Source organism: Acinetobacter sp. COS3, assembly GCF_000475335.1.
Taxonomy (GTDB): Bacteria; Pseudomonadota; Gammaproteobacteria; order Pseudomonadales; family Moraxellaceae; genus Acinetobacter; species Acinetobacter venetianus.
The window spans coordinates 157,708-178,829 of record NZ_AXCD01000005.1 but is presented as its reverse complement, the minus strand read 5'-3'; the positions used below and the strand labels follow the sequence as shown (position 1 = coordinate 178,829).

Sequence of the window (21,122 nt, the reverse complement as noted above, 5' to 3'; positions counted from 1 at the left end):
ATAACTTGTAGTATGATGGAAAAAGCTCAGTATCATTTCGCTAGAGAGAAAGCCCTATTTTTCTCGAGCACACACTTGTTGGGAATAAAAAATGCCTGATTATCGTTCGAAAACATCAACACATGGAAGAAATATGGCCGGCGCGCGTGGCTTATGGCGTGCGACAGGTATGAAAGATGAAGATTTTGGCAAGCCAATTATTGCGGTGGTCAACTCATTTACCCAATTCGTTCCAGGGCATGTGCATCTTAAAGATTTAGGGCAACTCGTTGCGAGAGAAATTGAAGCATCGGGTGGTGTTGCAAAAGAATTTAATACCATTGCGGTTGATGATGGTATTGCAATGGGCCATGACGGTATGTTGTATTCATTGCCTTCGCGTGATTTGATCGCTGACTCAGTTGAGTACATGGTCAATGCACACTGTGCCGATGCAATGGTTTGCATCTCAAACTGTGACAAGATCACACCGGGAATGTTAATGGCAGCAATGCGTTTAAACATTCCAGTAGTATTCGTTTCTGGTGGTCCAATGGAAGCGGGTAAAGTGAAGTTCCGTGGTGATGAAAAAGCCATTGACCTTGTTGATGCCATGGTTGTTGCTGCTGATGAAAGCTATACCGATGAAGAAGTCGCTGCTTTCGAACGCTCTGCATGTCCGACTTGTGGTTCATGTTCAGGGATGTTTACTGCAAACTCGATGAACTGTTTGACCGAAGCGCTTGGTTTGTCTTTGCCGGGCAATGGTTCAATTGTTGCGACACATGCAAATCGTGAAAAATTATTCCTTAAAGCGGGTCGTTTAGTGGTTGAACTGGCGAAACGTTATTATGAACAAAATGATGACAGCATTTTGCCACGTTCTATTGCAACCAAAGCTGCATTTGAAAATGCCATGACTTTGGATATCGCGATGGGTGGTTCGACCAACACTGTATTGCACTTACTTGCTGCTGCGCATGAGGCAGAAGTTGACTTCACGATGGATGATATTGACCGCCTGTCACGTCAAGTGCCTGTATTGTCAAAAGTTGCGCCTGCGAAATCAGACGTACATATGGAAGATGTGCATCGTGCGGGCGGCATCATGGCGATCTTGGGTGAGTTAGATCGTGCTAAGTTACTCAACACTGAATGCCCAACTGTACATGAAAAAACACTCAAAGATGCCTTAGACAAATGGGATATTATTCGTACTGAAGACGCAGATGTGTATGAATTCTATCGTTCATCTCCGGGTGGTATTCCAACGCAAGTTGCATTCTCTCAAAACCGTTATTACTCAACTTTGGATGGTGACCGTGAGAAAGGCGTGATCCGTAATGCTGAACATGCCTTTTCTAAAGATGGTGGTTTGGCAGTACTTTACGGCAACATCGCTCTTGATGGCTGTATTGTAAAAACTGCGGGTGTCGATGAGTCAATCCTTAAATTTACAGGGACTGCACGCGTTTTTGAAAGCCAAGATGCTGCTGTAGAAGCCATTTTAGATCATAAGATCGTTGCTGGTGATATCGTGGTCATTCGCTATGAAGGCCCACGCGGTGGACCGGGTATGCAAGAAATGTTATATCCAACAAGCTATTTGAAATCTAAAGGTTTAGGTAAAGACTGCGCCTTGATTACGGATGGTCGTTTCTCTGGTGGTTCTTCAGGTCTATCGATTGGTCACGTTTCTCCAGAAGCTGCGGAAGGTGGTGCAATCGGTTTGGTTGAAGATGGTGACACCATTCAAATCGATATTCCAAATCGTACGATTCATCTTGATATTGATGATGCAACGATGGCACATCGCCGTACGGTGCAAGATGCTAAAGGCTGGCACCCAGCTGAAGAGCGTAAGCGTAAAGTATCTAAGTCGTTGAAGATTTATGCGATGCATTCGACCAGTGCCGCGAAAGGTGCAGTACGCGTTTTGTAAAATTCCTTTGCTGATCTAAATGCTCAGCATCGCTCTCCTTGTAATGCCATCGTTGTGTTACAAGGAGAATTTTTTGATGTTTGATTTTTATAATATAAAATACCCTTGGTTCTCATTTAACAGTACACTTGGGAAATATATCTTCTTTTCTATCATTCATTACGCTTAGAGGCGATTGACATGTCTTTGTTACGTCGTTGGTTTGATCCCATCCGATCGAGTTGGTTCTATCAGAAACCTTCTCGTCAGGCGGTTTTACCTACGGAACAGGGTTTAAGCATTTACCTACGTCTAGACGATGTTTATAGCTATCTTGCGGTGCAACAACTTGATCAGCTCAATGAAATCTTGAGTGATGAGCTCAAGCCGCTGAAAGTGATTATTTCGAGGCAAGATGCAGAACCTCCGAATGGTATGTCTGCACAGGATTGGCAGCAATATTGTTTAAATGATGCCAAAATTTTAGCCAAGCAACATCGTTTTGGCTTTGACGATACTCCCGAAATTCCAAGCGCTGAAGCATTACAACAAGCTGAAACAATTCTAAGAAATACGCCGTTAAGAGAACAAAACTTCCTACATCTACTTGAAGATGTCTTTCATATGTTGTGGCAACAACAATATGGCAAATTGCGTACCTTGCATACCATGGCCAGTAAACACCAAACCCCGCAGCATTATCCCGAACGTATTTTTAGTGACGTTCCAGTAGCTGCGAGTTATTTCGAATTTGGTGAGCGTAAATATCAAGCCGTTGATGATTTATTGCGCTTAACACGTCGCCTCAAACAACAGAAGTTGCTGACTGGAAATCCAATTTTCTTGATCAATCATATCGAATGGCGTGAGCATTTGATCAATGATGGCGAGGCACTGAATGAAGTGCAAGCGATGCATCCAGAGTTAGATCTTTATATTGCACTTGAAGATCCAATGAGCTGGTTATTGTTGGCATATATCAAAGAAGAACTGGCCAATTATTATAATATTCAGTTGAAAGTATATCCTCTGAGCTATCATGGTCGAGATTGGTTTGATTGGAGCTTAGCAACACGTGTATCTAAGCGAACACAAGTTGCCTTTACACCGTTCTGTCGCCCAACCAAAGAAGCCACTTATGAAATGGCTAAGCTGTTTTATAGCGTGCCTGAAGAGCAGCAAGTGGATGTTGTACATCAGATCTTAGAAAGTGTTTGGACACATGGCAAAGATATGTCCTTCAAAGCACATTTCCAACGGATGCAAAAACGTTTAGAGATCGAGCAACTGACTGAGCAAGATGTTGAAGTGTTATTAAAACAAAATGATGAACTGTGTCAGCAAAAGCATCAGCCTGATTTTCCAGTATTAGAATTGCGAATTGATGGGCAAAGTTATGTGTTTAATAGCTTATATCGTGTTTGGATGATCGAGAGCATCATCAGTAATGTGTTAGAAGATAAATACAAAATGGCCTCAAGCTCTGCCTGAGGCTGACTCCCAAAAATAAGAATAGGGCAGCACCTCAGTTTTTCGTAGCATAACTCCGATCTATCCGTGGAGTATGTCTGTGACCTTTATCGCAATTATTGTATTCGTCTTTATCTTTGCAGGGATGATTAAGGGCATGATCGGTCTCGGTTTACCTGCCGTGTCGATGGGGCTATTAACAATTGCAATGAGTCCTTTTCAAGCCGCTTCTTTACTCATAGTCCCATCCATGATGACGAACATTTGGCAGCTATTTGCTGAGGGTCGTGTTTGGGCATTTGTCTGTCGCTTTTGGTCATTGCTGATTGGAATTGTGGTGGGTTCTATTTGGAGTTTCTTACCGACCTTGAATCAAAGCCATGGACAAAGTAGTGAGCTGTTATTGGGCAGTATGTTGGCACTGTATGGTATTTACGGACTGTGCGTAAAAGCATTACCTGATCTCAGTCGATATGAAACTTGGTTATCCCCTGTGGTGGGCTATATCGGGGGAGCTGTGACTGTGGCAACTGGGGTGATCATTATTCCAGTTGTGCCTTACTTGCAATCTTTGCATTTGCAACGCGATGAGTTGGTACAAGCTTTGGGATTAACCTTTACCGTATCGACGATTTGCTTGGCTGTTTTTTTACATCACAACCCAATGGCTGGTGTCACACTCGATTATCGTCTTTCTATTGTGGCTTTGGTTGCGGCCTTAGTCGGGATGTGGTTGGGTAAAAAAATTCGCTATCAACTCAATGAACAACGTTTTCGCCGCTTATTTTTTATTGGCTTGGTGGCATTAGGGGCTTATATGTTATCGCATTAAGCGCTATTCGGATAAAGGGCGATGCTGCAATAAGAATTCTGCAAATTGTTGGTAATTCAAAGAAAGTTGATTGAAATCCTGTGTGGCGAGTAATAGTTTACGGTTCGCCCATGCCCCTCGCAATTGTACCGTATGAAAATGATAGTCAGCTTGCAAGCGTTGCGCTGCACGAGCAGGCATGATGGCAATTCCAACGCCCTGATCAACGACTTCGGCAATAGCGGAAAAGTTAGGCAATCGCAAACGGTACTGAATATTAAAACCAAGTAATTTTGCTTGGGTTTCAATAGATTGTTGCAAAGAATGATGTGGCATTAAACCAATGAATCCATAGTTTAATGCATCGAGTAAATTTAATTGTTCAGAGTGTTGTAATGCATGAGCAGCAGGACATATCAAAACCAAAGGATCACTGGCAAACTCTTGTGTTTGCAGATGTTGTGTATCAAAAAAACTAGAGACTAAACCGAGTTTGGCTATGCCTTTCGTTAATGCCGCAACAATATCAGAACTTTCAGCCTCATGTAAGTCGATGTTAATTTCAGGGTGATGCATTAGATATTGGGGTAACAAGGTTGGCAAATATTCACTTTGTGCTGATGAGTTACACCATAGTGTTAATGACTCAGGCACTTGCTGCCGAAAGCGCTGCATGTCTTGTTCGAGTTGCTGCTTTTGAACCAGTAACAACCGAGCATGTTCAGCCAACGCATGTCCAGCGCTGGTCAATTCAACCCCTGTACTATGTCGAATAAATAGCGGTGTATCGAAATATTGTTCGAGCTTTTTAATCCGCTCACTGGCTGCTTGTAGGGAAATAGCAGAACGTTCAGCGCCTTTGGTCAGACTGCCTGTTGTTACGATGTGTTGGAGTAATTGGATATCAAAAAAATCAAAACGCATATGAGCAACGCATTGAAATGCAAAAACTCATCATACTAAAAATGCTTGAAATAAAGATAGGGCGCTTCATTCCAAGCCAAAATAGTTTGATTGACTCAGCATTTGTCTGAAGATAAGAAAAGATTTAATCATTGTCTAAAGGATATTGTTCAAATAATTGTACGATCCAATCGATAAAGACTCGCTGTCTCGGCGACACTAAAGTTTTTGAAGGATACAGTAAAGAAACGGGTAGAGAGGGAACTTGATATTCCGTCAATAATGGGCAGAGTTCGCCACTCTCGATGTCTTTTAAATGACCATAACGAGGAACTTGGATAATCCCAAAGCCTTCTGCGGCGGCTGATGAATAGGAATGAGCGCCATTCACTTGAATCATCGATGTTAAATCATAAGTCTCTAGCTGTTGATTGACGATAAATTCTAGAGGGAGTGGTTTTTGTCGAGCAGTCGAGTAAAAACCAATCATAAAATGCTGTTTTAAATCGTTTAATGTGTTGGGCGTACCATATTTTTCTAAATATTTTGGGCTTGCGAGTGTTACTTGCTGAATATGTCCAAGATGTCGAACCACTAGTTCACTGTCATTTAAATATCCAATACGAATAACGCAGTCAATGCCTTCCTTAATCACATCGACATAGCGATCACTCTCGGTGAGTTGTAGCTGGATTTGCGGATATTCAGTTAAAAATGCATGTAGCTTTGGAATAATAAAGTGAGCAGCAAAAATCCCATGTACTTCAATTTTTAATGCGCCTTGTGGCTTAGCATGTAAAAAGTCATGATCAGACTCGTCAATATAACTCAGAATGTATTTACAACGTTGATAGTAAAGATTGCCCTCATCCGTAGGGTTGACCTGACGTGTCGTGCGAAACAAAAGCCGCGTATTGAGTTGCGCTTCGAGTTGTTTAATCGCATCCGTGATTGTTGAGCGAGGTAGGTTCAGGAGTTGTGCTGCTTTGGTAAAACTTCTTTGCTCGACCACATGTATAAAAACAGACATTGCATTCAATTTATCCATGTCACAGTGCTCATTATTTTGTTCGGAAAATTCGGACAAACATGCCGAAATATGATGGATTATCTTCTTTTATAAGAACAGTAGCATAGATCGTATCCAAAGATAAATTTTTTGATATGAGGTCAAATATGGATACTTTAGTAAAGCCAGCTGACGACAAAAAAGTGATTTTAATTACAGGTGCATCGCGAGGTATTGGTGCTTTTACTGCTGCATTATTGGCGCAGCAAGGGCATAAAATTGTGATTAATTATGCCAATAATGATGCCGAGGCAACGCGGGTCGTTACACAAATTGAAGCGCTCGGTGGCGTTGCGAGTTGCTTTAAAGCTGATGTGAGTAAGTCCCAAGATGTTAGCGCACTATTTGATTATGCCATTCAAAGCTATGGCAAAGTAGATATCCTCATTAATAATGCAGGCGTGATGTGTTTTAAAAAGATCGAGGCTTTGGATGATGAGACGATTGAACGAGTGCTCGCGATCAACCTGAAAGGTTCGCTGTATACCATGCGAGAAGCTGCAAAACGACTTGAACATGGTGGCAAGATTATAAACCTGTCGAGCAGTGTGATTGGAATGAAGCTTGCAGGCTATGGGATTTACACTGCGTCTAAAGCGGCGATAGAGTCGCTGACTGCTATTTTAGCGAAAGAATTAAGAGGTAAAAATATCACGGTGAATGCGATTGCTCCGGGGCCGACAGCAACAGAATTATTCTTTGAAGGCAAAAGTGATGAGCTAATTGCTCAGCTTAGCAAAGCGGCACCTTTAGAGCGTTTAGGTACGGTAGAAGATATTGCCGCCGTGATTCAATTTGCAGTAAGCCATCAAAGTGATTGGATTAATGCACAAGTCATCAGAGCAAATGGTGGCATTGTATAGTTCTAGATTGCATAAAATAAAAAAGGCAGCTTACGCTGCCTTGGTTTTCTAGTTTTTATCTTTTAGGCTAAACAATAAGTTCAGGAAAATCGCAGCAAAAGTTGCGGTTCCGATCCCACCTAAATTGAAGTTACCAAAGAGCAGTTCGAAGTTACCTGCACCTAAAATAATGGTGACAGAAGCGATGATCAGATTTTTATTATTAGAGAAATCGACTTTATTTTCGATCCAGATTTTTGCACCAGCAATGGTAATTAAACCAAAGACGACGATAGAAGCACCTGTCAGTACCGCCGTTGGGATGGTGCTAATCACTGCGCCAAATTTTGGTGAAAGACCTAGAAAAATCGCAAAAACACCTGCAATCACAAAGATAATCGTCGAATAGACACGTGTCACCGCCATGACACCAATGTTCTCGCCATAAGTGGTCATGCCAGGCGCACCGACACCGCCAGATAACGTGGTTGCGAGACCATCTGCAACAAAGGCTTTACCCAACTGTGGGGTTAAGTTTTCACCTGTCATTGCACCGACTGCTTTGATATGACCAAGGTTTTCAGCGACTAAAATCAAGGCAACTGGCGCAATAATCAAAATCGCGTTTAAATCAAATTTCGGATGCGAGAACGTTGGAATACCAAACCAAGGTGCAGCCGCAATTTGGGAGAAATCAATCGGCTTGCCATACCCCAGAATATTGGTGGCAATTGCATAGATCGCATAAGCAATCAATAATCCAACGAGAAGCAATAAACGCTGCAATAAACCTTTGGTAAAGACTGCGATAATGCCCATACTGAGTACAGTGATCAGTGCCATCCACATTTCAAACGGTTGACCTGCAACACCTTTAATCGTGACAGGAGCAAGGTTGAGACCAATAATCATCACGATCGCACCTGTAACCACAGGTGGCATCAATTTTTCGATCCAGCGTGTTCCTGTGAGCATTACAGCAAAGCCAATCAACGCATAAAAAATACCGCAGGCAACAATACCACCTAAGGCGATGGCTAAATTTGGATTCGCACCTGAGCCTGTGACATGACCTGTTGCGGCTGCCACAACACCAATAAACGCAAAACTTGATCCTAAGTAACTTGGAACGCGTCCACCAGTGATGAGGAAGAAAATAATGGTACAGATCCCTGACATGAGGATCGCAAGGTTGGGGCTAAATCCCATCAACAATGGTGCAAGAACAGTTGCTCCAAACATTGCGAATGCGTGTTGAACCCCGAGCACCGCGCTTTGTAAGGGCGGTAAATATTCATTTGTCGCAACAGGACGATGATCAATCTTTCCCTGATACGGCTGCCATTTTGGAAACCAATTTGACATAGATGAGACTCATTATGTGATATCAGCGCGTATCATACTCTGTCTTAAATCGCGCTTTCACCTATCCTCGTCTGAGAATATTGGGTGCTAAGGCTTTGAAGTTGATAATTTTTACCTTTTGGTAAAATAATCATTAAAATAACTTATCGGATTTGTTATTTATTTTGCTTCGATCATATGAAAAGTGAAATAACAACTTTGGAAAATAAATTTTAAAAAAATTCTAAAAATTTTTATAAAAGTGGAATATTTTGCCAATCGAATTATCAGCAGACATCATTATCCGCTGATAACTCATTCAAAGAGTATTTAGCCCGTATTACGTAAACCTGCTGCAATCCCTGCAATACTGACCATAAGCGCATGATCAATAGGGGTGTGTTCAGATTGATGAGTACTTAAATACAAACGACGACGCTTCATCAATTCTGCCTGTAATAGATGTAATGGCAACAGATAAGGTTTGCGCACCTGCATCGATTGATCAAGTACCTCATTATTACTGAGTAGCTTAGATTCACCTTTGAGACTCAACAAGGTATCTACGGCATTTTGTAGACGTTGGCGTAGTTCAACGCCAAGCAGTTTTAAGTCCTGGTCTTGGGTGAGGTGTGACTCGTAATACAGCGCAATATCCGCATCTGATTTAGACAGCACCATTTCCAGCATGTCGATCAGGGTTTGGAAATAAGGCCATTGTTCTAACATCTCATCCAGTGTGTTTTTGTGCTGCTCATGGACTTGATTAATCGCCGTCCCTGTTCCTAGCCAAGCAGGGAGCATGAGACGAATTTGTGTCCATGCAAACACCCAAGGGATGGCGCGCAGTGACTCAATGCCACCACTGACTTTACGTTTGGCAGGACGTGAGCCGAGCGGAAGCATTTGCAGCTCAAGCTCAGGCGTGACTGTACGCAGATAACTCACAAAATGAGGGTTTTCACGAACGGTTTGACGATAGACTTTTACTGATAAATCGGTCATTTGATTCATCAATGCACGCCATTCTTGTTTTGGTACAGGCGGCGGCAAGAGTGTCGCTTCTAATGTTGCCGCGGTATAGATCTCTAAGTTCTGTAAGGCAATGCCTTCTAGTCCGAATTTAAATCGAATCATTTCACCTTGTTCAGTGACACGAATCGCACCTGAAATCGATCCTGGTGGTTGAGAGAACAAAGCTTGTTGTGTCGGCGCGCCGCCGCGACTAATCGAACCGCCCCGACCATGGAATAATGTCAGTTGCACACCATGCTTTTGAGCGATCGCCGTGAGTTCTTCTTGGGCGCGATACTGTGCCCAGTTTGCTGACATAAAGCCTGCATCTTTGGCTGAGTCCGAGTAACCAATCATGACTTCGTGTTTGGCATTAATATGTTGCTTATACCAATGCATACTAAACAGCGTATCCATGGTTTTTGCTGCGCCGTCTAAATCTTTAAGCGTTTCAAAGAGTGGAACGACACGTAATGGTTGCTGAATCCCTGCTTCTTTTTGCAATAACAAAACAGCAAGGACATCACTTGGATATTCAGCCATAGAAATGATATATGCACCCAAACTTTCAGGCGGTTGTTCCGCTAAAGTTCGCATTGTTGCAAATACTTCCAATACATCAGGATGCTGAATCAGGCTACCTTCAGGCTCATTTAAATATTTTGGCAGCAGTGGACGCTTACTTTGTAATTCTTGGATCAAGAAATTTTGACGCGCTTGCTCAGTCCAAGATTCGAAATTGCCGAGACCTAAATATTCCGTAATCGCTGAAATGGCTTGGCGATGTCGTCCAGATTCCTGACGAATATCGAGTTTGAGTAGCTCGATTCCAAAACAATTCACCCGATAGATGAAATCTAACAATTGACCATTGGCAATTTCGGCTAAATTACTGTCAACCAAAGAGCGATAGCACAGCAATAATGGTTGTAGCAATTCATCCTTATGACGAATGATATTTCGATCATCTGCTTCTAGACCTTGTAAACGTTGCCCTAAGCAATAACGAGTTGCTTTTAAACGTTCACGTGTTTCACGCAAATATTCACGATACGGTTCAGGGTGTGGCTCACCCAGTGCTTGCGCGAGTTCATCAGAACAATGCTGAATCGACAGTTCCCAGCGTAAGTTTTCAATATCACGTAAATATAAGTCCGCTGCTTGCCAACGGGATAGCCATAATACTTCTTGCGTGATTTTATGAGTAACATTTGGATTACCGTCACGATCACCACCCATCCAAGAAGCAAAGCGAATCGGTGCAACTGTCAACGGTAAGTTTTGCTCACAATGTTGTTGTGTGAGCTCATTGAGTTCACGAACGAATTTGGGAACTGCATTCCATAAGGTCTGTTCAATGGTTGCAAAACCCCATTTAGCTTCATCTACTGGCGTTGGGCGATGTTGGCGAATTTCATCTGTTTGCCATGCCGAACTAATCAATTGCTTCAATGTCGCAAGCGTTTGTTGGCGCTCACGGGGTGTCAACTTTTGCTGATCAAGCTGAGACAGGCAATCGGTAATATCATCATATTTTTGAATTAAGGTACGACGACTGACTTCGGTTGGGTGTGCAGTGAGCACTAGCTCGATTTTGAGATCACAGAGCTGTTGGAACAGTTGTTGTTCATTGATTTGTTGGGTTTTGAATTTTTCAAATAAGTGCGGTAATGGATTCGGGCTTGGTGCTTGTTCATCAAACTCAGCCTGACGACGACCACGAACCACATTATATTGCTCTGCAATATTGGCGAAGTTGAGAAAATGAGAGAAAGCACGAGTGAGGGGCAAAATCTCTTCATCTTTTAAGCCAAGGAAAAGTTGTTCTAATTGTTTTTCTGCTTCGATTTGACCGTCTCGTGCACCTTTGGCGAGTGCACGGATTTGCTCAACTTGATTAAACAAATCTTGCCCAGCATGTTGCTTTAAGGTTTCACCAAGTAAATTGCCCAATAAGCGGACATCTTCACGTAATGGAGCCGTGATTTGCTGAATCATTCTATTTCTCCTGATGTTCTCATTTGACTATAGCGCGATTGAGAGACATTCCAAGTGGAGAACGTAAATAAATGTGAAATTTATTTAAATTTTAGTTTGATATTTAAGCAAAAATAGCTCAACTGCTTGTTGAATCATCTGATCGATTTCAATTGCGGTTGGTACCGTATCTAAACCTAACAATACACGGTAGTGACGTAAGCCTAGCATCAAGGACACAATCATTTCTGTTTGTTTAAGTGGGTCATCGGCTTGGATAAAGTTCAAGTGGATGGCTTGTCGGAAAAAATCACACCAAACATTACTCATCCGTGTATGTGATGCATCAAAAAACTGTTGGGTCAGCGGACTCTGTTCCGCGGCGAGTTCAAACAGCACACGATCAAGTTTCAGCGCTTCAGGAAGATAAATAATACTAAGTGCACGGTGACACATCACATACAGCGCTTGTTCGAAGTTACTTTCCTCGGTGAGGACAATTTCTTTGGCACAAATGGATTCTTCACAACTTTCTTCAATCGCACAAATAAACAGATTGGCTTTGTCTTGAAAGTGGTTGTACACCGTCAGTTTAGTCACGCCCGCGTCTTTGGCAATTTGATTCATATTGGTGGCGTGGTAACCCATTTTCAAAAAAATAGATTTTGCAGCCTGTAAGATTTTGGCTCTTTTCTCTAAATCTTTTGGGCGACCACTGTTGTTTTGCACGCTGTCATTCTCTTTTAATTAAATTAAAAATCAATTAAATAACTTTATTTTTTAATTAATGTACTCATGGGTGTATTAATTAAAAAATAAACAATTTATCATGATATGCATATTGTGCCTTAAAAAATCAATCTGAATAAGAGCGAAAAAGAGATGAATCTGCTAAATCATGTAATTGTGGGGTTGCTCGTACTCAGCAGTGTCACTTTATCCGCATGCCAAAAAGAGGTTCCCAAGACTGAGGAAATTCCGTATGTCATGGTGACGCAACCGAGTAGCACGCATGTTGATCAAAAGAGCTATGCTGGCGATGTGCAGGCGAGGCAAGAAACGGCTTTGGCATTCCGTGTCGGGGGACAAATTACGGAACGTTATGTTGATGTGGGTGATCGCGTTAAAGTTGGGCAAGTCTTGGCAAAGTTAGATGTTAAAGATGCACAACTGCAAATGAATGCTGCAAAAGCGCAACTAGATAGTGCGCAAGCCGCAGCAAAAATTGCAGCGCAGGAATATCAACGTTATCAGCAATTACTTCCAGTCAATGCGGTGAGCCGTTCGCAATTTGATGCGATCAAAAATCAGTACGAATCAGCGCAAGCAACCTTGCAACAAGCGCGCTCGAATTATGAGGTGTCTTCAAACCAAACAGGTTATAACCAACTCATTTCCAATAAAAATGGTGTGATTACCCAACGTCAAATTGAAATTGGACAAGTCGTTTCTGCTGGACAGCCAGCGTATCAACTGGCTATTGATGGTGAGCGTGAGGTGGTATTTGGTGTGCCTGAACAAGCAGTCAGCCAAATTAAAGTCGGTCAGTCAGTTTGGGTCACGCTATGGTCACAACCTGAAGCACGTTTTGCTGCCAAAGTTCGTGAGGTTTCACCCGCAGCTGACCAGTCCAGAACGTTTACGGTGAAAGTCTCATTGTTGGAAGGGCAGTCTTCGATTCAGCTGGGGCAGAGCGCTCGCGTCTTCTTTGTCACGCAACAAAACAACGTACTGAGCGTGCCTTTGTCTAGCGTCACTGCCAATGGTCAAGATGCTTATGTATGGGTTGTGAATGCAAATAACACCTTACGTAAAGTGGCTGTGAACTTGGGGGCATATGGACGTGATAGTGTGCCGATCATTTCAGGTTTAAAAGCAAATGATTGGGTTGTGGTCGGTGGCGTACATTTACTTCGCGATCAGCAAAAGATTCATCCTGTAGATCGTGATAATCGTGAAGTCACGGTAAAAACGGGAGGTTAAACATGAAATTTAACCTTTCAGAATGGGCACTTAAGAATAAGGGCATTATTCTCTATTTTATGCTGTTACTTGGCATTGTAGGGATCATGTCCTATTCGAAACTCTCACAAAGTGAAGACCCCCCATTTACTTTTAAAGTGATGGTCGTCCAAACCTATTGGCCGGGTGCAACTGCGAAAGAAGTTTCCACGCTGGTGACTGATCGCATCGAAAAAGAATTGATGACCACGGGCCAGTATGACCGCATCATGGCGTACTCTCGCCCTGGTGAGTCTTTGGTGACTTTCGTTGCTAAGGATTCGCTACCATCAAGCAAAATTCCTGATGTTTGGTACAACGTCCGTAAGAAGGTCAATGACATTCGTCATCAGTTACCGAGTGGTGTACAAGGTCCATTTTTCAATGACGAATTTGGCGATACCTTCGGCAATATCTATGTCCTCACGGGCAAGGATTTTGACTATGCAGTAATGAAAGAATATGCCGATCGTCTACAACTGCAATTGCAGCGTGTTAAAGACGTGAGCAAGGTCAATCTCGTTGGCTTACAAGATCAAAAAATCTGGATTGAACTTTCCAACACCAAAGCGGTTCAGCTCGGTGTCCCTGTCACTGCCATTCAAGAAGCGATTCAAAAGCAAAATGATATGGCATCTGCGGGTTTCTTTGAAACAGGTACAGATCGTATTCAAATTCGGGTCAGTGGACATTTACACAGTGTTGATGATCTGAAAAAGCTGCCATTGTTGGTGGGTGATAAAACCATTCAGTTGGGGGATGTCGCTGAGATTTATCGCGGCTTTAGTGAACCTGCACAACCACGTATGCGTTTTATGGGCGAGAATGGGATTGGTATTGCGGTATCGATGCGTAAAGGCGGTGACATTATTGCTTTGGGTAAAAATCTCGAAACTGAATTTACCCAATTGCAAAAGACTTTACCTTTAGGTATGAAGCTGCAAAAAGTTTCTGATCAGCCCGTCGCGGTACAACGTAGTATTCATGAGTTTTTAAAGGTATTGGCTGAAGCAGTCATTATCGTACTGTTAGTGAGTTTCTTCTCACTGGGTTTTCGCACAGGTTTAGTGGTGGCACTATCCATTCCACTGGTGCTTGCGATGACTTTTGCAGGCATGAATTTATTTGATGTCGGACTACATAAAATTTCTTTAGGCGCTTTGATTCTCGCATTGGGTCTGCTGGTCGATGATGCCATTATCGCGGTCGAGATGATGGCAATCAAAATGGAGCAGGGCTATAGTCGGCTCAAAGCTGCTGGTTTTGCATGGCAAACGACTGCTTTCCCAATGCTGACAGGAACACTGATTACCGCAGCGGGTTTCTTGCCTATTGCCACTGCGCAATCTGGGACAGGAGAATATACCCGTTCTATTTTCCAAGTGGTGACGATTGCGCTGATCGTATCGTGGATTGCCGCAGTTTTGTTTGTTCCCTACCTTGGTGAAAAGTTGTTGCCTGACTTCACCAAACAACAGCAACAAGCTGCATGGTATTTACGTCTATGGGCGAAATTACGTAAGCAGCCTGTGCCTGTGGTTGAGGCACATGGCCAACACCATGACCCTTATCAGTCGAAGTTTTATCAATCGTTCCGCCGTGTGGTTGAAGTTTGTATCACTTATCGTAAGACGGTGATTGCCGTAACGGTTGGGATCTTCATCTTTTCTGTCGCAATGTTTAAGTTTGTGCCACAGCAATTTTTCCCTCCATCCAACCGTGCCGAAATTTTAGTAGATTTAAAACTAGAGGAAGGCGCATCCTTGACGGCAACCGAGCAAGCCGTTCATAAAGTCGAAAAATTCCTTTCTAAGCAAAAAGGGATTGATAACTATGTGGCTTATGTCGGGACAGGTTCACCACGATTCTACTTACCTTTGGATCAACAGTTACCACAGGCGAGCTTTGCTCAGTTTGTAGTGTTGGCATCCTCTTTAGATGATCGTGATGAAATTCGACGTTCTTTAGAAACGCAAATTAAGCAGCTCTTGCCACAAGTGCGCACGCGTGTGTCATTGCTCGAAAATGGTCCACCTGTCGGTTATCCATTGCAGTATCGGGTTTCGGGTGAGGATTTAGCGACAGTACGTCAATGGGCACAAAAAGTGGCCAAAGTATTGAGTGAAGATCCAAACACCACCAATGTACATTTGGATTGGGGTGAGCCAAGTAAGATTATTGCGATTGAGATCGATCAAGATCGTGCACGTCAGATGGGTGTTTCTAGCGCTGATTTGGCAAATTTCTTAAATGCCTCAGTCACGGGTACGGTGATGAATCAATACCGTGAAAAACGTGAGTTGATTGAAATTCGTCTACGTGGTGATAAAACGGAACGTGCTGAAGTTGCCTCTCTAGCCAGTTTAGCTGTTCCAACGACTCAAGGTACGACAGTTCCATTAGCGCAAATCGCAAAAATCGAATCACGTTTTGAAGAAGGCTTAATCTGGCATCGTAACCGCTTGCCCACGATTACTGTCCGAGCAGATATTCGTACGCATTTACAACCTGCAACGGTTGTTCAACAGTTGGCTGATCAAATGCAGGCTTTACGAACTGACTTACCGAATGGTTATCTACTCGAAGTTGGCGGTACAGTTGAGGAGTCTGCGAAAGGACAAAGTTCAGTCAATGCGGGGATGCCTTTATTCCTTGCGGTGGTGATGACTTTATTGATGATCCAATTGCGTAGTATGTCGCGTGCAACCATCGTGTTGCTGACAGCACCACTTGGCTTAATTGGTGTCGTGGCGTTCTTGTTGTTATTCAATAAACCCTTTGGTTTCGTCGCAATGCTTGGAACGATTGCCTTGTCTGGCATGATTATGCGGAACTCGCTGATTCTCATCGATCAGATCGAACAAGATATACATGCTGGGCAAGCGCCTTGGGATGCGGTGATTGATGCAACCATGCGCCGATTCCGTCCAATTGTTCTTACTGCATTGGCTGCTGTTTTGGCAATGATTCCGTTATCACGCAGTATTTTCTTTGGTCCAATGGCTGTTGCAATTATGGGCGGATTGATTGTTGCGACCTTATTAACCTTATTTTTCTTGCCTGCGCTCTATGCCGCTTGGTTTAAGGTGAAAAAAACAACATATCTATCGTAATTATTTTGTGAATAAAGGTGCGAAATATTGAAAATTTCAATATAGTAGCACCTATATTTAAAGACCAAAAAATAATTGAATTTCATTGCATGACAAATTTGGCAAAATGCACTGGATGAGGTGATATAGAGCATGGGGCAAGACAATATTGAGCAGCATCGCCGCTATGTGGCGATTTCTTACGTGTTCATGTTTCTTGCATTATTTACAATAGTGTTTGCAGCGTTTGCATACCTGTTAGCACGCAAAGTTGCGATTGTGGATAATGCAGAGGTATGGATACATGCGCATGCACTCTGGATTATGCGTAATGTGCTGCTATTTATCTTGATGGCATTTTTTGCCGCCCTTTGGTTTATTCCTCTATTCTTTTTTGCATGGGATAGCGCAACTTGGGTGACCGCAATGACGGTTGCTGGTGTGGTATTTAGTTCAATTGCATGGTTATTTTTATTGAATGCTTGGATTCAAGGCATTGCTAAATACTTTAAAAATAAAGCAGTTTTTTAAATTTATTGCTTTTTTATTGCGATAGACCTTGTAAATTTATCATACAGCCCCTATTAAGGCTCTGTTGACTTTAGAAATAAAAAGTCAGCAGAGCTTATTTGTTTGTATAGATTTAATAAATTCCGTGAGGAGCATCGCCAACCATGGCTAAACGTGATTATTATGAGGTTTTAGGCGTATCGAAAACCGCAGGTGATGATGAGATCAAAAAAGCCTATCGTAAGTTGGCGATGAAGTATCACCCTGACCGCAACCCTGACAACGCTGAAGCTGAAGACAAGTTTAAAGAAGCGTCTGAAGCGTACGAAGTTCTTTCAGATAGTGAAAAGCGTAGTATGTATGACCGTGCAGGCCATAGCGCTTTTGAAGGTGGCTTTGGCGGTGGTGGCTTCGGTGGCGGTTTTAGCGCTGAAGATATTTTCAGCCAGTTCGGTGATATCTTTGGTGGTGCATTTGGTGGCGGTGGTCGTCAGCAACAACGTCAGCGCCGTGGTTCAGACCTTCGTTACGTGATGGAATTGACGCTTGAAGAAGCAGTCAAAGGCGTGAAAAAAACCATTACTTTCACTGCGCCAGCGCCATGTGAAACCTGTGATGGTAAAGGATCTAAAAATCCAAATGATGTAGAAACTTGCCGTACTTGTCACGGTGCTGGTCAAGTGCGCATGCAACAAGGTTTCTTCTCTGTTCAGCAGACGTGTAGTACCTGTCGTGGTCAGGGCAAGATTATTAAAAATCCTTGTAATACCTGTCATGGATCTGGTGTATCAGACCGTCAGCAAACGCTTGAAGTTACCATTCCTGCAGGTGTAGATAATGGTGATCGCGTACGTTTAACGGGCAAAGGTGAAGCGATTCGTGATGGTCAATCAGGTGATCTATACGTAGAAGTTGTTGTTCGTGAACACGAAATCTTCCAACGTGATGGCGCTGATTTATATATGGATGTTCCTGTGAGCATTGCCGATGCTGCATTAGGAAAAGAAATTGAAATCCCGACCCTAGAAGGGCGCGTGAGCTTGAAAATTCCTGAAGGCACGCAAACAGGCAAACTGTTCCGCTTGCGTGGTAAGGGTGTTCGTCCAGTACGTAGCAGCATGGTCGGCGACCTATTGTGCCGTATCGTGGTAGAAACTCCAGTGAATTTAAATAGTCGCCAACGTGAATTGCTGAAAGAATTACAAGCTTCTTTTGATGGTGATGGTCATGCCTCATCTCCAAAGAAAAAATCATTCTTTGATCGCTTATTCGATTAATTTGCATCAACAAAAAAACCTGCTTCGGCAGGTTTTTTTGTGGGAAATTTTTTAGCGGAGCGACAGAGTTTTGCTATAGTAGCTGGATTGTTTAAATAAAAGACTGGGAAATATTATGTCAACTTCTCCACGCATTGGGATCTTGGGTGCAGGCGGACGCATGGGGCGTATTTTGATTCAAGCCGTACAACAGGCGGGTTATCAGCTTGCGGCAGCAGTTGAGCGTCCTGAAAGTAGCTTGGTGGGTGCAGATGCAGGGGAACTTGCTGGTGTAGGCAGCCTTGGCGTGAAGGTTGTGGGAAGTTTGAGTGAAGTTTTAAAAGACTGTGATGTGGTGATTGATTTCACGGCACCTGTCGCGACAGAGCAGCATCTGAAACTGTGTCGTGAAGCTGGCGTTGCGATGGTGATTGGCACCACAGGGATGTCAGATGAGCAAAAAGCATTTTTAGATGATTCTGCGACACAAACACCTGTGGTTTATGCAGCAAACTACTCAGTCGGTGTGAACGTTTCAATTAAATTACTAGAACTAGCAGCGAAAGTGTTTGGCGATACAGTTGATATTGAAATCATTGAAGCACATCATCGCCATAAAGTAGATGCTCCATCTGGTACGGCATTCATGATGGGTGAAGCAATTGCAGATACACTTGGTCGCAATTTGAAAGAAGTCGCTGTATATGGTCGTGAAGGTTATACAGGGCCTCGTGACCGTCAAACCATTGGTTTTGAAACGATTCGTGGTGGTGACATCGTGGGTGAACATACCGTGATGTTTATTGGTGAAGGCGAGCGCGTTGAAGTGACACATAAAGCGACGAATCGTATGAACTTCGCTGCGGGTGCAGTGCGCGCAGCAGCATGGGTGGTAGGACGTGAAGCTCGTAAATACGATATGAAAGATGTTTTAGGCTTTAACGATATTCAAGTATAAAAAGTTCCTTTTTTGCACTATAAAAAGAGCTTGTCGAGCTTTTTACTGGATCGTTCTAAGTGAAAACAAGCTCTCTTCATCATTAAAACAATCGAGCATGACATGAATAAAAAGCATATTGTTCTTGCTACGCTGCTCAGTCTGACGAGCTTTGTCGTAACTGCTGCCGAAGCCCCAAAACTGAGTTTACATCGTAATAATATTAAGGTTTGGACGTACCAGACTGAAAATAATCCTGTTTTCCAATATAAAGCAGAAACCACATTTGATGTGCCATTAGAGCGTGCAGTTGCTGTGGTTCTTGATGTTGAACGGACACCTCAATGGGTACCTTATGTTGGAAAAGCACAGCTGCTTTCTCGAGATGAGAAGAAAGGGGAGTTTACACTTTATATGGTGCTTGATTTTCCATTTCCTCTGAAAGATCGTGATGTCGTGATTAAGGGGAAAATGACTAAGAATGCCGATGGTAGTATTAGTATTAAAAATAATGCTGTGCAAAATAATTATCCTGAACAGCCTGATATTATCCGTTTAACCAAATATGCGGGGGATTGGACATTCCAAAAACTTGCCAATAATAAAGTCAAGGTGACAACCACAGGTTATGCTGATCCAGCAGGTGCGATTCCTTTGAGTTTTGTGAATATGTTTGTGCAACAGCAACCCTATCAAATGCTGATGAAGATGAAGAAAGAAATTTATAATCCATTGTATGCGCAACCGAAGTTGCCCGATGTTTTAAAATAAAAAAAATGCCTGATTCAAATCAGGCATTTTTTTCAGTTAAATTTGAGGGCATTGCTGATAATCAGTACTTTCTTGTTGAGATAATTTAATCTGAATAAAAACTAGGATTAAGCCGATCCCTGCGAGTAAAGCACCAATCATCGACACTGCGGCATAACTTAGCCCGAGGCTGAGTACCGCTCCACCCGCTGCTGCACCAATCGCATTGCCCAAGTTAAACGCACCAATATTCACGGAAGAAGCAAGGCCAGAGGCTTCGTGTGCCACCGACATCACGCGCATCTGTAATGGTGGTACGATGGCAAAGGCAGCTGCGCCCCAGATTACTAAAGCAAGGGCTGCACCTACTTGTGTTTGAGCAAGGATTGGGAAAATGAGCATCAATCCGATTAATAACCCTAAGAAACCAATTAAAGTTTTATTGATAGAAAGGTCTGCAAACTTGCCACCGAAATGGTTACCAATTGAGAAACCAATCCCGATGAGCACGAGCATCATGGTAATAAAGGTCGGCGAAGCATGCGTAAATTCAACCAAACTTGGTGCGATATAGGTGTAAAGCGTAAACATTGCCGATGCACCAAACACCGTCGTAAGTAATGCCAAGATCACAGGTAGACGAGTAAGCACGCGAAGTTCCATTTTTACATTCGGTTTTTGGCCTACAGAGCCAACAGGAAGTGCTTTCCACAGTGCGAACATGGTAATCACACCGAGCGCTGAGATAGCAAGGAAAGACATTCGCCAGCCAATGTTTTGCCCGACCCAAGTTGCTAAAGGTACTCCACCAATATTGGCAATCGTAAGCCCCATAAACATCATCGCGACGGCACTGGCTTGTTTATTGGCAGGAACGACACTAGCAGCAACAACTGAACCAATCCCAAAGAATGCACCATGATTGAGGCTAGTGATCAATCTAGCCCCCATTAAGCTCATGTAGTTAGGTGAGAAGGCAGCAATCAAGTTCCCAATGGTAAAAATAGCCATCAATAGAATCAGCGCATTACGACGCGCAAAACCACCAAACCATAGGGTCATGATGGGAGCACCCAACATTACCCCTAAAGCATATCCCGTGATCAGCATCCCAGCACTAGGAATTGAAACACCGAGATCATTGGCAATGTTTGGTAATAAACCCATAGGTGAAAATTCAGTAGTTCCAATTGCAAACGCACCAATAGCTAATGCGAGCAAAGGAAGATTGATGCGTTGCTTCATA

The 21,122-nt window shown here is 43.0% G+C and carries 16 protein-coding genes; 10 read left to right on the top strand and 6 right to left on the bottom strand.

Annotation, left to right across the window (positions count from 1 at the left end; all coding sequences use genetic code 11):
- The first annotated feature begins 91 nt into the window (after positions 1 to 91).
- From ilvD to IO68_RS20485, 3 genes are all read left to right on the top strand, one after another.
- Positions 92 to 1,921, top strand: a complete 1,830-nt coding sequence (gene ilvD, locus IO68_RS20495) for a dihydroxy-acid dehydratase (RefSeq protein WP_007479809.1) — start codon at positions 92 to 94, stop codon at positions 1,919 to 1,921.
- Between the two features lie 180 nt (positions 1,922 to 2,101).
- Entirely contained in the window at positions 2,102 to 3,391 is a 1,290-nt protein-coding gene (locus tag IO68_RS20490) for a hypothetical protein (protein ID WP_004878218.1), read from the top strand.
- A 79-nt stretch (positions 3,392 to 3,470) separates the two neighbouring features.
- Positions 3,471 to 4,202 (top strand): sulfite exporter TauE/SafE family protein, encoded by a 732-nt coding sequence (locus IO68_RS20485; protein WP_031234696.1) that lies wholly within the window; start codon positions 3,471 to 3,473, stop codon positions 4,200 to 4,202.
- A gap of 3 nt (positions 4,203 to 4,205) precedes the next feature.
- Here the strand turns inward: IO68_RS20485 and IO68_RS20480 are convergent, their stop codons facing one another.
- Both IO68_RS20480 and IO68_RS20475 read right to left on the bottom strand, forming a co-directional pair.
- Positions 4,206 to 5,105: a LysR family transcriptional regulator gene (locus IO68_RS20480; RefSeq protein ID WP_004878214.1), complete on the bottom strand. Its 900-nt coding sequence runs from the start codon at positions 5,103 to 5,105 to the stop codon at positions 4,206 to 4,208.
- Positions 5,106 to 5,229: 124 nt separating this feature from the next.
- On the bottom strand, positions 5,230 to 6,132 hold the full coding sequence (locus IO68_RS20475; protein WP_023012752.1) for a LysR family transcriptional regulator: 903 nt from the start codon (positions 6,130 to 6,132) through the stop codon (positions 5,230 to 5,232).
- 128 nt (positions 6,133 to 6,260) lie between these two features.
- Here IO68_RS20475 and IO68_RS20470 point away from each other — a divergent pair, with 128 nt between their 5' ends.
- A complete protein-coding gene (locus IO68_RS20470) occupies positions 6,261 to 7,016 on the top strand; it encodes an SDR family oxidoreductase (RefSeq protein ID WP_023012751.1) in 756 nt (251 codons plus the stop codon).
- A 48-nt stretch (positions 7,017 to 7,064) separates the two neighbouring features.
- Here the strand turns inward: IO68_RS20470 and IO68_RS20465 are convergent, their stop codons facing one another.
- The 3 genes from IO68_RS20465 to IO68_RS20455 all read right to left on the bottom strand — a co-directional run bounded on the left by IO68_RS20465 (position 7,065) and on the right by IO68_RS20455 (position 12,059).
- Positions 7,065 to 8,360, bottom strand: a complete 1,296-nt coding sequence (locus IO68_RS20465) for a solute carrier family 23 protein (protein WP_007479805.1) — start codon at positions 8,358 to 8,360, stop codon at positions 7,065 to 7,067.
- A gap of 309 nt (positions 8,361 to 8,669) precedes the next feature.
- Positions 8,670 to 11,351 (bottom strand): phosphoenolpyruvate carboxylase, encoded by a 2,682-nt coding sequence (gene ppc / locus IO68_RS20460; RefSeq protein WP_023012750.1) that lies wholly within the window; start codon positions 11,349 to 11,351, stop codon positions 8,670 to 8,672.
- A gap of 84 nt (positions 11,352 to 11,435) precedes the next feature.
- Positions 11,436 to 12,059: a TetR/AcrR family transcriptional regulator gene (locus IO68_RS20455; RefSeq protein ID WP_023012749.1), complete on the bottom strand. Its 624-nt coding sequence runs from the start codon at positions 12,057 to 12,059 to the stop codon at positions 11,436 to 11,438.
- 153 nt (positions 12,060 to 12,212) lie between these two features.
- Here IO68_RS20455 and IO68_RS20450 point away from each other — a divergent pair, with 153 nt between their 5' ends.
- The 6 genes from IO68_RS20450 (at position 12,213) to IO68_RS20425 (ending at position 19,897) form a co-directional block, all read left to right on the top strand.
- Entirely contained in the window at positions 12,213 to 13,313 is a 1,101-nt protein-coding gene (locus IO68_RS20450; protein ID WP_031234695.1) for an efflux RND transporter periplasmic adaptor subunit, read from the top strand.
- Positions 13,314 to 13,315: 2 nt separating this feature from the next.
- Positions 13,316 to 16,444, top strand: a complete 3,129-nt coding sequence (locus tag IO68_RS20445; protein ID WP_031234693.1) for an efflux RND transporter permease subunit — start codon at positions 13,316 to 13,318, stop codon at positions 16,442 to 16,444.
- 132 nt (positions 16,445 to 16,576) lie between these two features.
- Positions 16,577 to 16,954 carry a hypothetical protein gene (locus IO68_RS20440; RefSeq protein ID WP_004878205.1) on the top strand — a complete coding sequence of 126 codons (378 nt, stop codon included), beginning with the start codon at positions 16,577 to 16,579 and terminating at the stop codon, positions 16,952 to 16,954.
- 143 nt (positions 16,955 to 17,097) lie between these two features.
- The gene (dnaJ, locus tag IO68_RS20435) at positions 17,098 to 18,210 is read left to right on the top strand and encodes a molecular chaperone DnaJ (protein WP_007479798.1); all 1,113 of its coding nucleotides are present in this window, start codon (positions 17,098 to 17,100) and stop codon (positions 18,208 to 18,210) included.
- A 115-nt stretch (positions 18,211 to 18,325) separates the two neighbouring features.
- On the top strand, positions 18,326 to 19,147 hold the full coding sequence (gene dapB / locus IO68_RS20430) for a 4-hydroxy-tetrahydrodipicolinate reductase (RefSeq protein WP_023012746.1): 822 nt from the start codon (positions 18,326 to 18,328) through the stop codon (positions 19,145 to 19,147).
- A gap of 102 nt (positions 19,148 to 19,249) precedes the next feature.
- Positions 19,250 to 19,897: an START domain-containing protein gene (locus tag IO68_RS20425; protein ID WP_004878199.1), complete on the top strand. Its 648-nt coding sequence runs from the start codon at positions 19,250 to 19,252 to the stop codon at positions 19,895 to 19,897.
- A gap of 36 nt (positions 19,898 to 19,933) precedes the next feature.
- On the opposite strand, the gene IO68_RS20420 is transcribed toward IO68_RS20425, so the two are convergent.
- The gene (locus IO68_RS20420) at positions 19,934 to 21,121 is read right to left on the bottom strand and encodes an MFS transporter (protein ID WP_004878197.1); all 1,188 of its coding nucleotides are present in this window, start codon (positions 21,119 to 21,121) and stop codon (positions 19,934 to 19,936) included.
- Between the last annotated feature and the right edge of the window lies 1 nt (position 21,122).

Excerpts from the sequence above, each read along its gene's own strand:
- IO68_RS20480 (WP_004878214.1), bottom strand. The coding sequence starts at position 5,105 with ATGCGTTTTGATTTTTTTGATATCCAATTACTCCAACACATCGTAACA.
- IO68_RS20420 (WP_004878197.1), bottom strand. The coding sequence starts at position 21,121 with ATGAAGCAACGCATCAATCTTCCTTTGCTCGCATTAGCTATTGGTGCG.
- ilvD (WP_007479809.1), top strand. The coding sequence starts at position 92 with ATGCCTGATTATCGTTCGAAAACATCAACACATGGAAGAAATATGGCC.
- IO68_RS20445 (WP_031234693.1), top strand. The coding sequence starts at position 13,316 with ATGAAATTTAACCTTTCAGAATGGGCACTTAAGAATAAGGGCATTATT.
- IO68_RS20440 (WP_004878205.1), top strand. The coding sequence starts at position 16,577 with ATGGGGCAAGACAATATTGAGCAGCATCGCCGCTATGTGGCGATTTCT.
- IO68_RS20425 (WP_004878199.1), top strand. The coding sequence starts at position 19,250 with ATGAATAAAAAGCATATTGTTCTTGCTACGCTGCTCAGTCTGACGAGC.
- dapB (WP_023012746.1), top strand. The coding sequence starts at position 18,326 with ATGTCAACTTCTCCACGCATTGGGATCTTGGGTGCAGGCGGACGCATG.
- ppc (WP_023012750.1), bottom strand. The coding sequence starts at position 11,351 with ATGATTCAGCAAATCACGGCTCCATTACGTGAAGATGTCCGCTTATTG.
- IO68_RS20490 (WP_004878218.1), top strand. The coding sequence starts at position 2,102 with ATGTCTTTGTTACGTCGTTGGTTTGATCCCATCCGATCGAGTTGGTTC.
- IO68_RS20450 (WP_031234695.1), top strand. The coding sequence starts at position 12,213 with ATGAATCTGCTAAATCATGTAATTGTGGGGTTGCTCGTACTCAGCAGT.
- IO68_RS20465 (WP_007479805.1), bottom strand. The coding sequence starts at position 8,360 with ATGTCAAATTGGTTTCCAAAATGGCAGCCGTATCAGGGAAAGATTGAT.
- IO68_RS20475 (WP_023012752.1), bottom strand. The coding sequence starts at position 6,132 with ATGGATAAATTGAATGCAATGTCTGTTTTTATACATGTGGTCGAGCAA.
- IO68_RS20470 (WP_023012751.1), top strand. The coding sequence starts at position 6,261 with ATGGATACTTTAGTAAAGCCAGCTGACGACAAAAAAGTGATTTTAATT.
- dnaJ (WP_007479798.1), top strand. The coding sequence starts at position 17,098 with ATGGCTAAACGTGATTATTATGAGGTTTTAGGCGTATCGAAAACCGCA.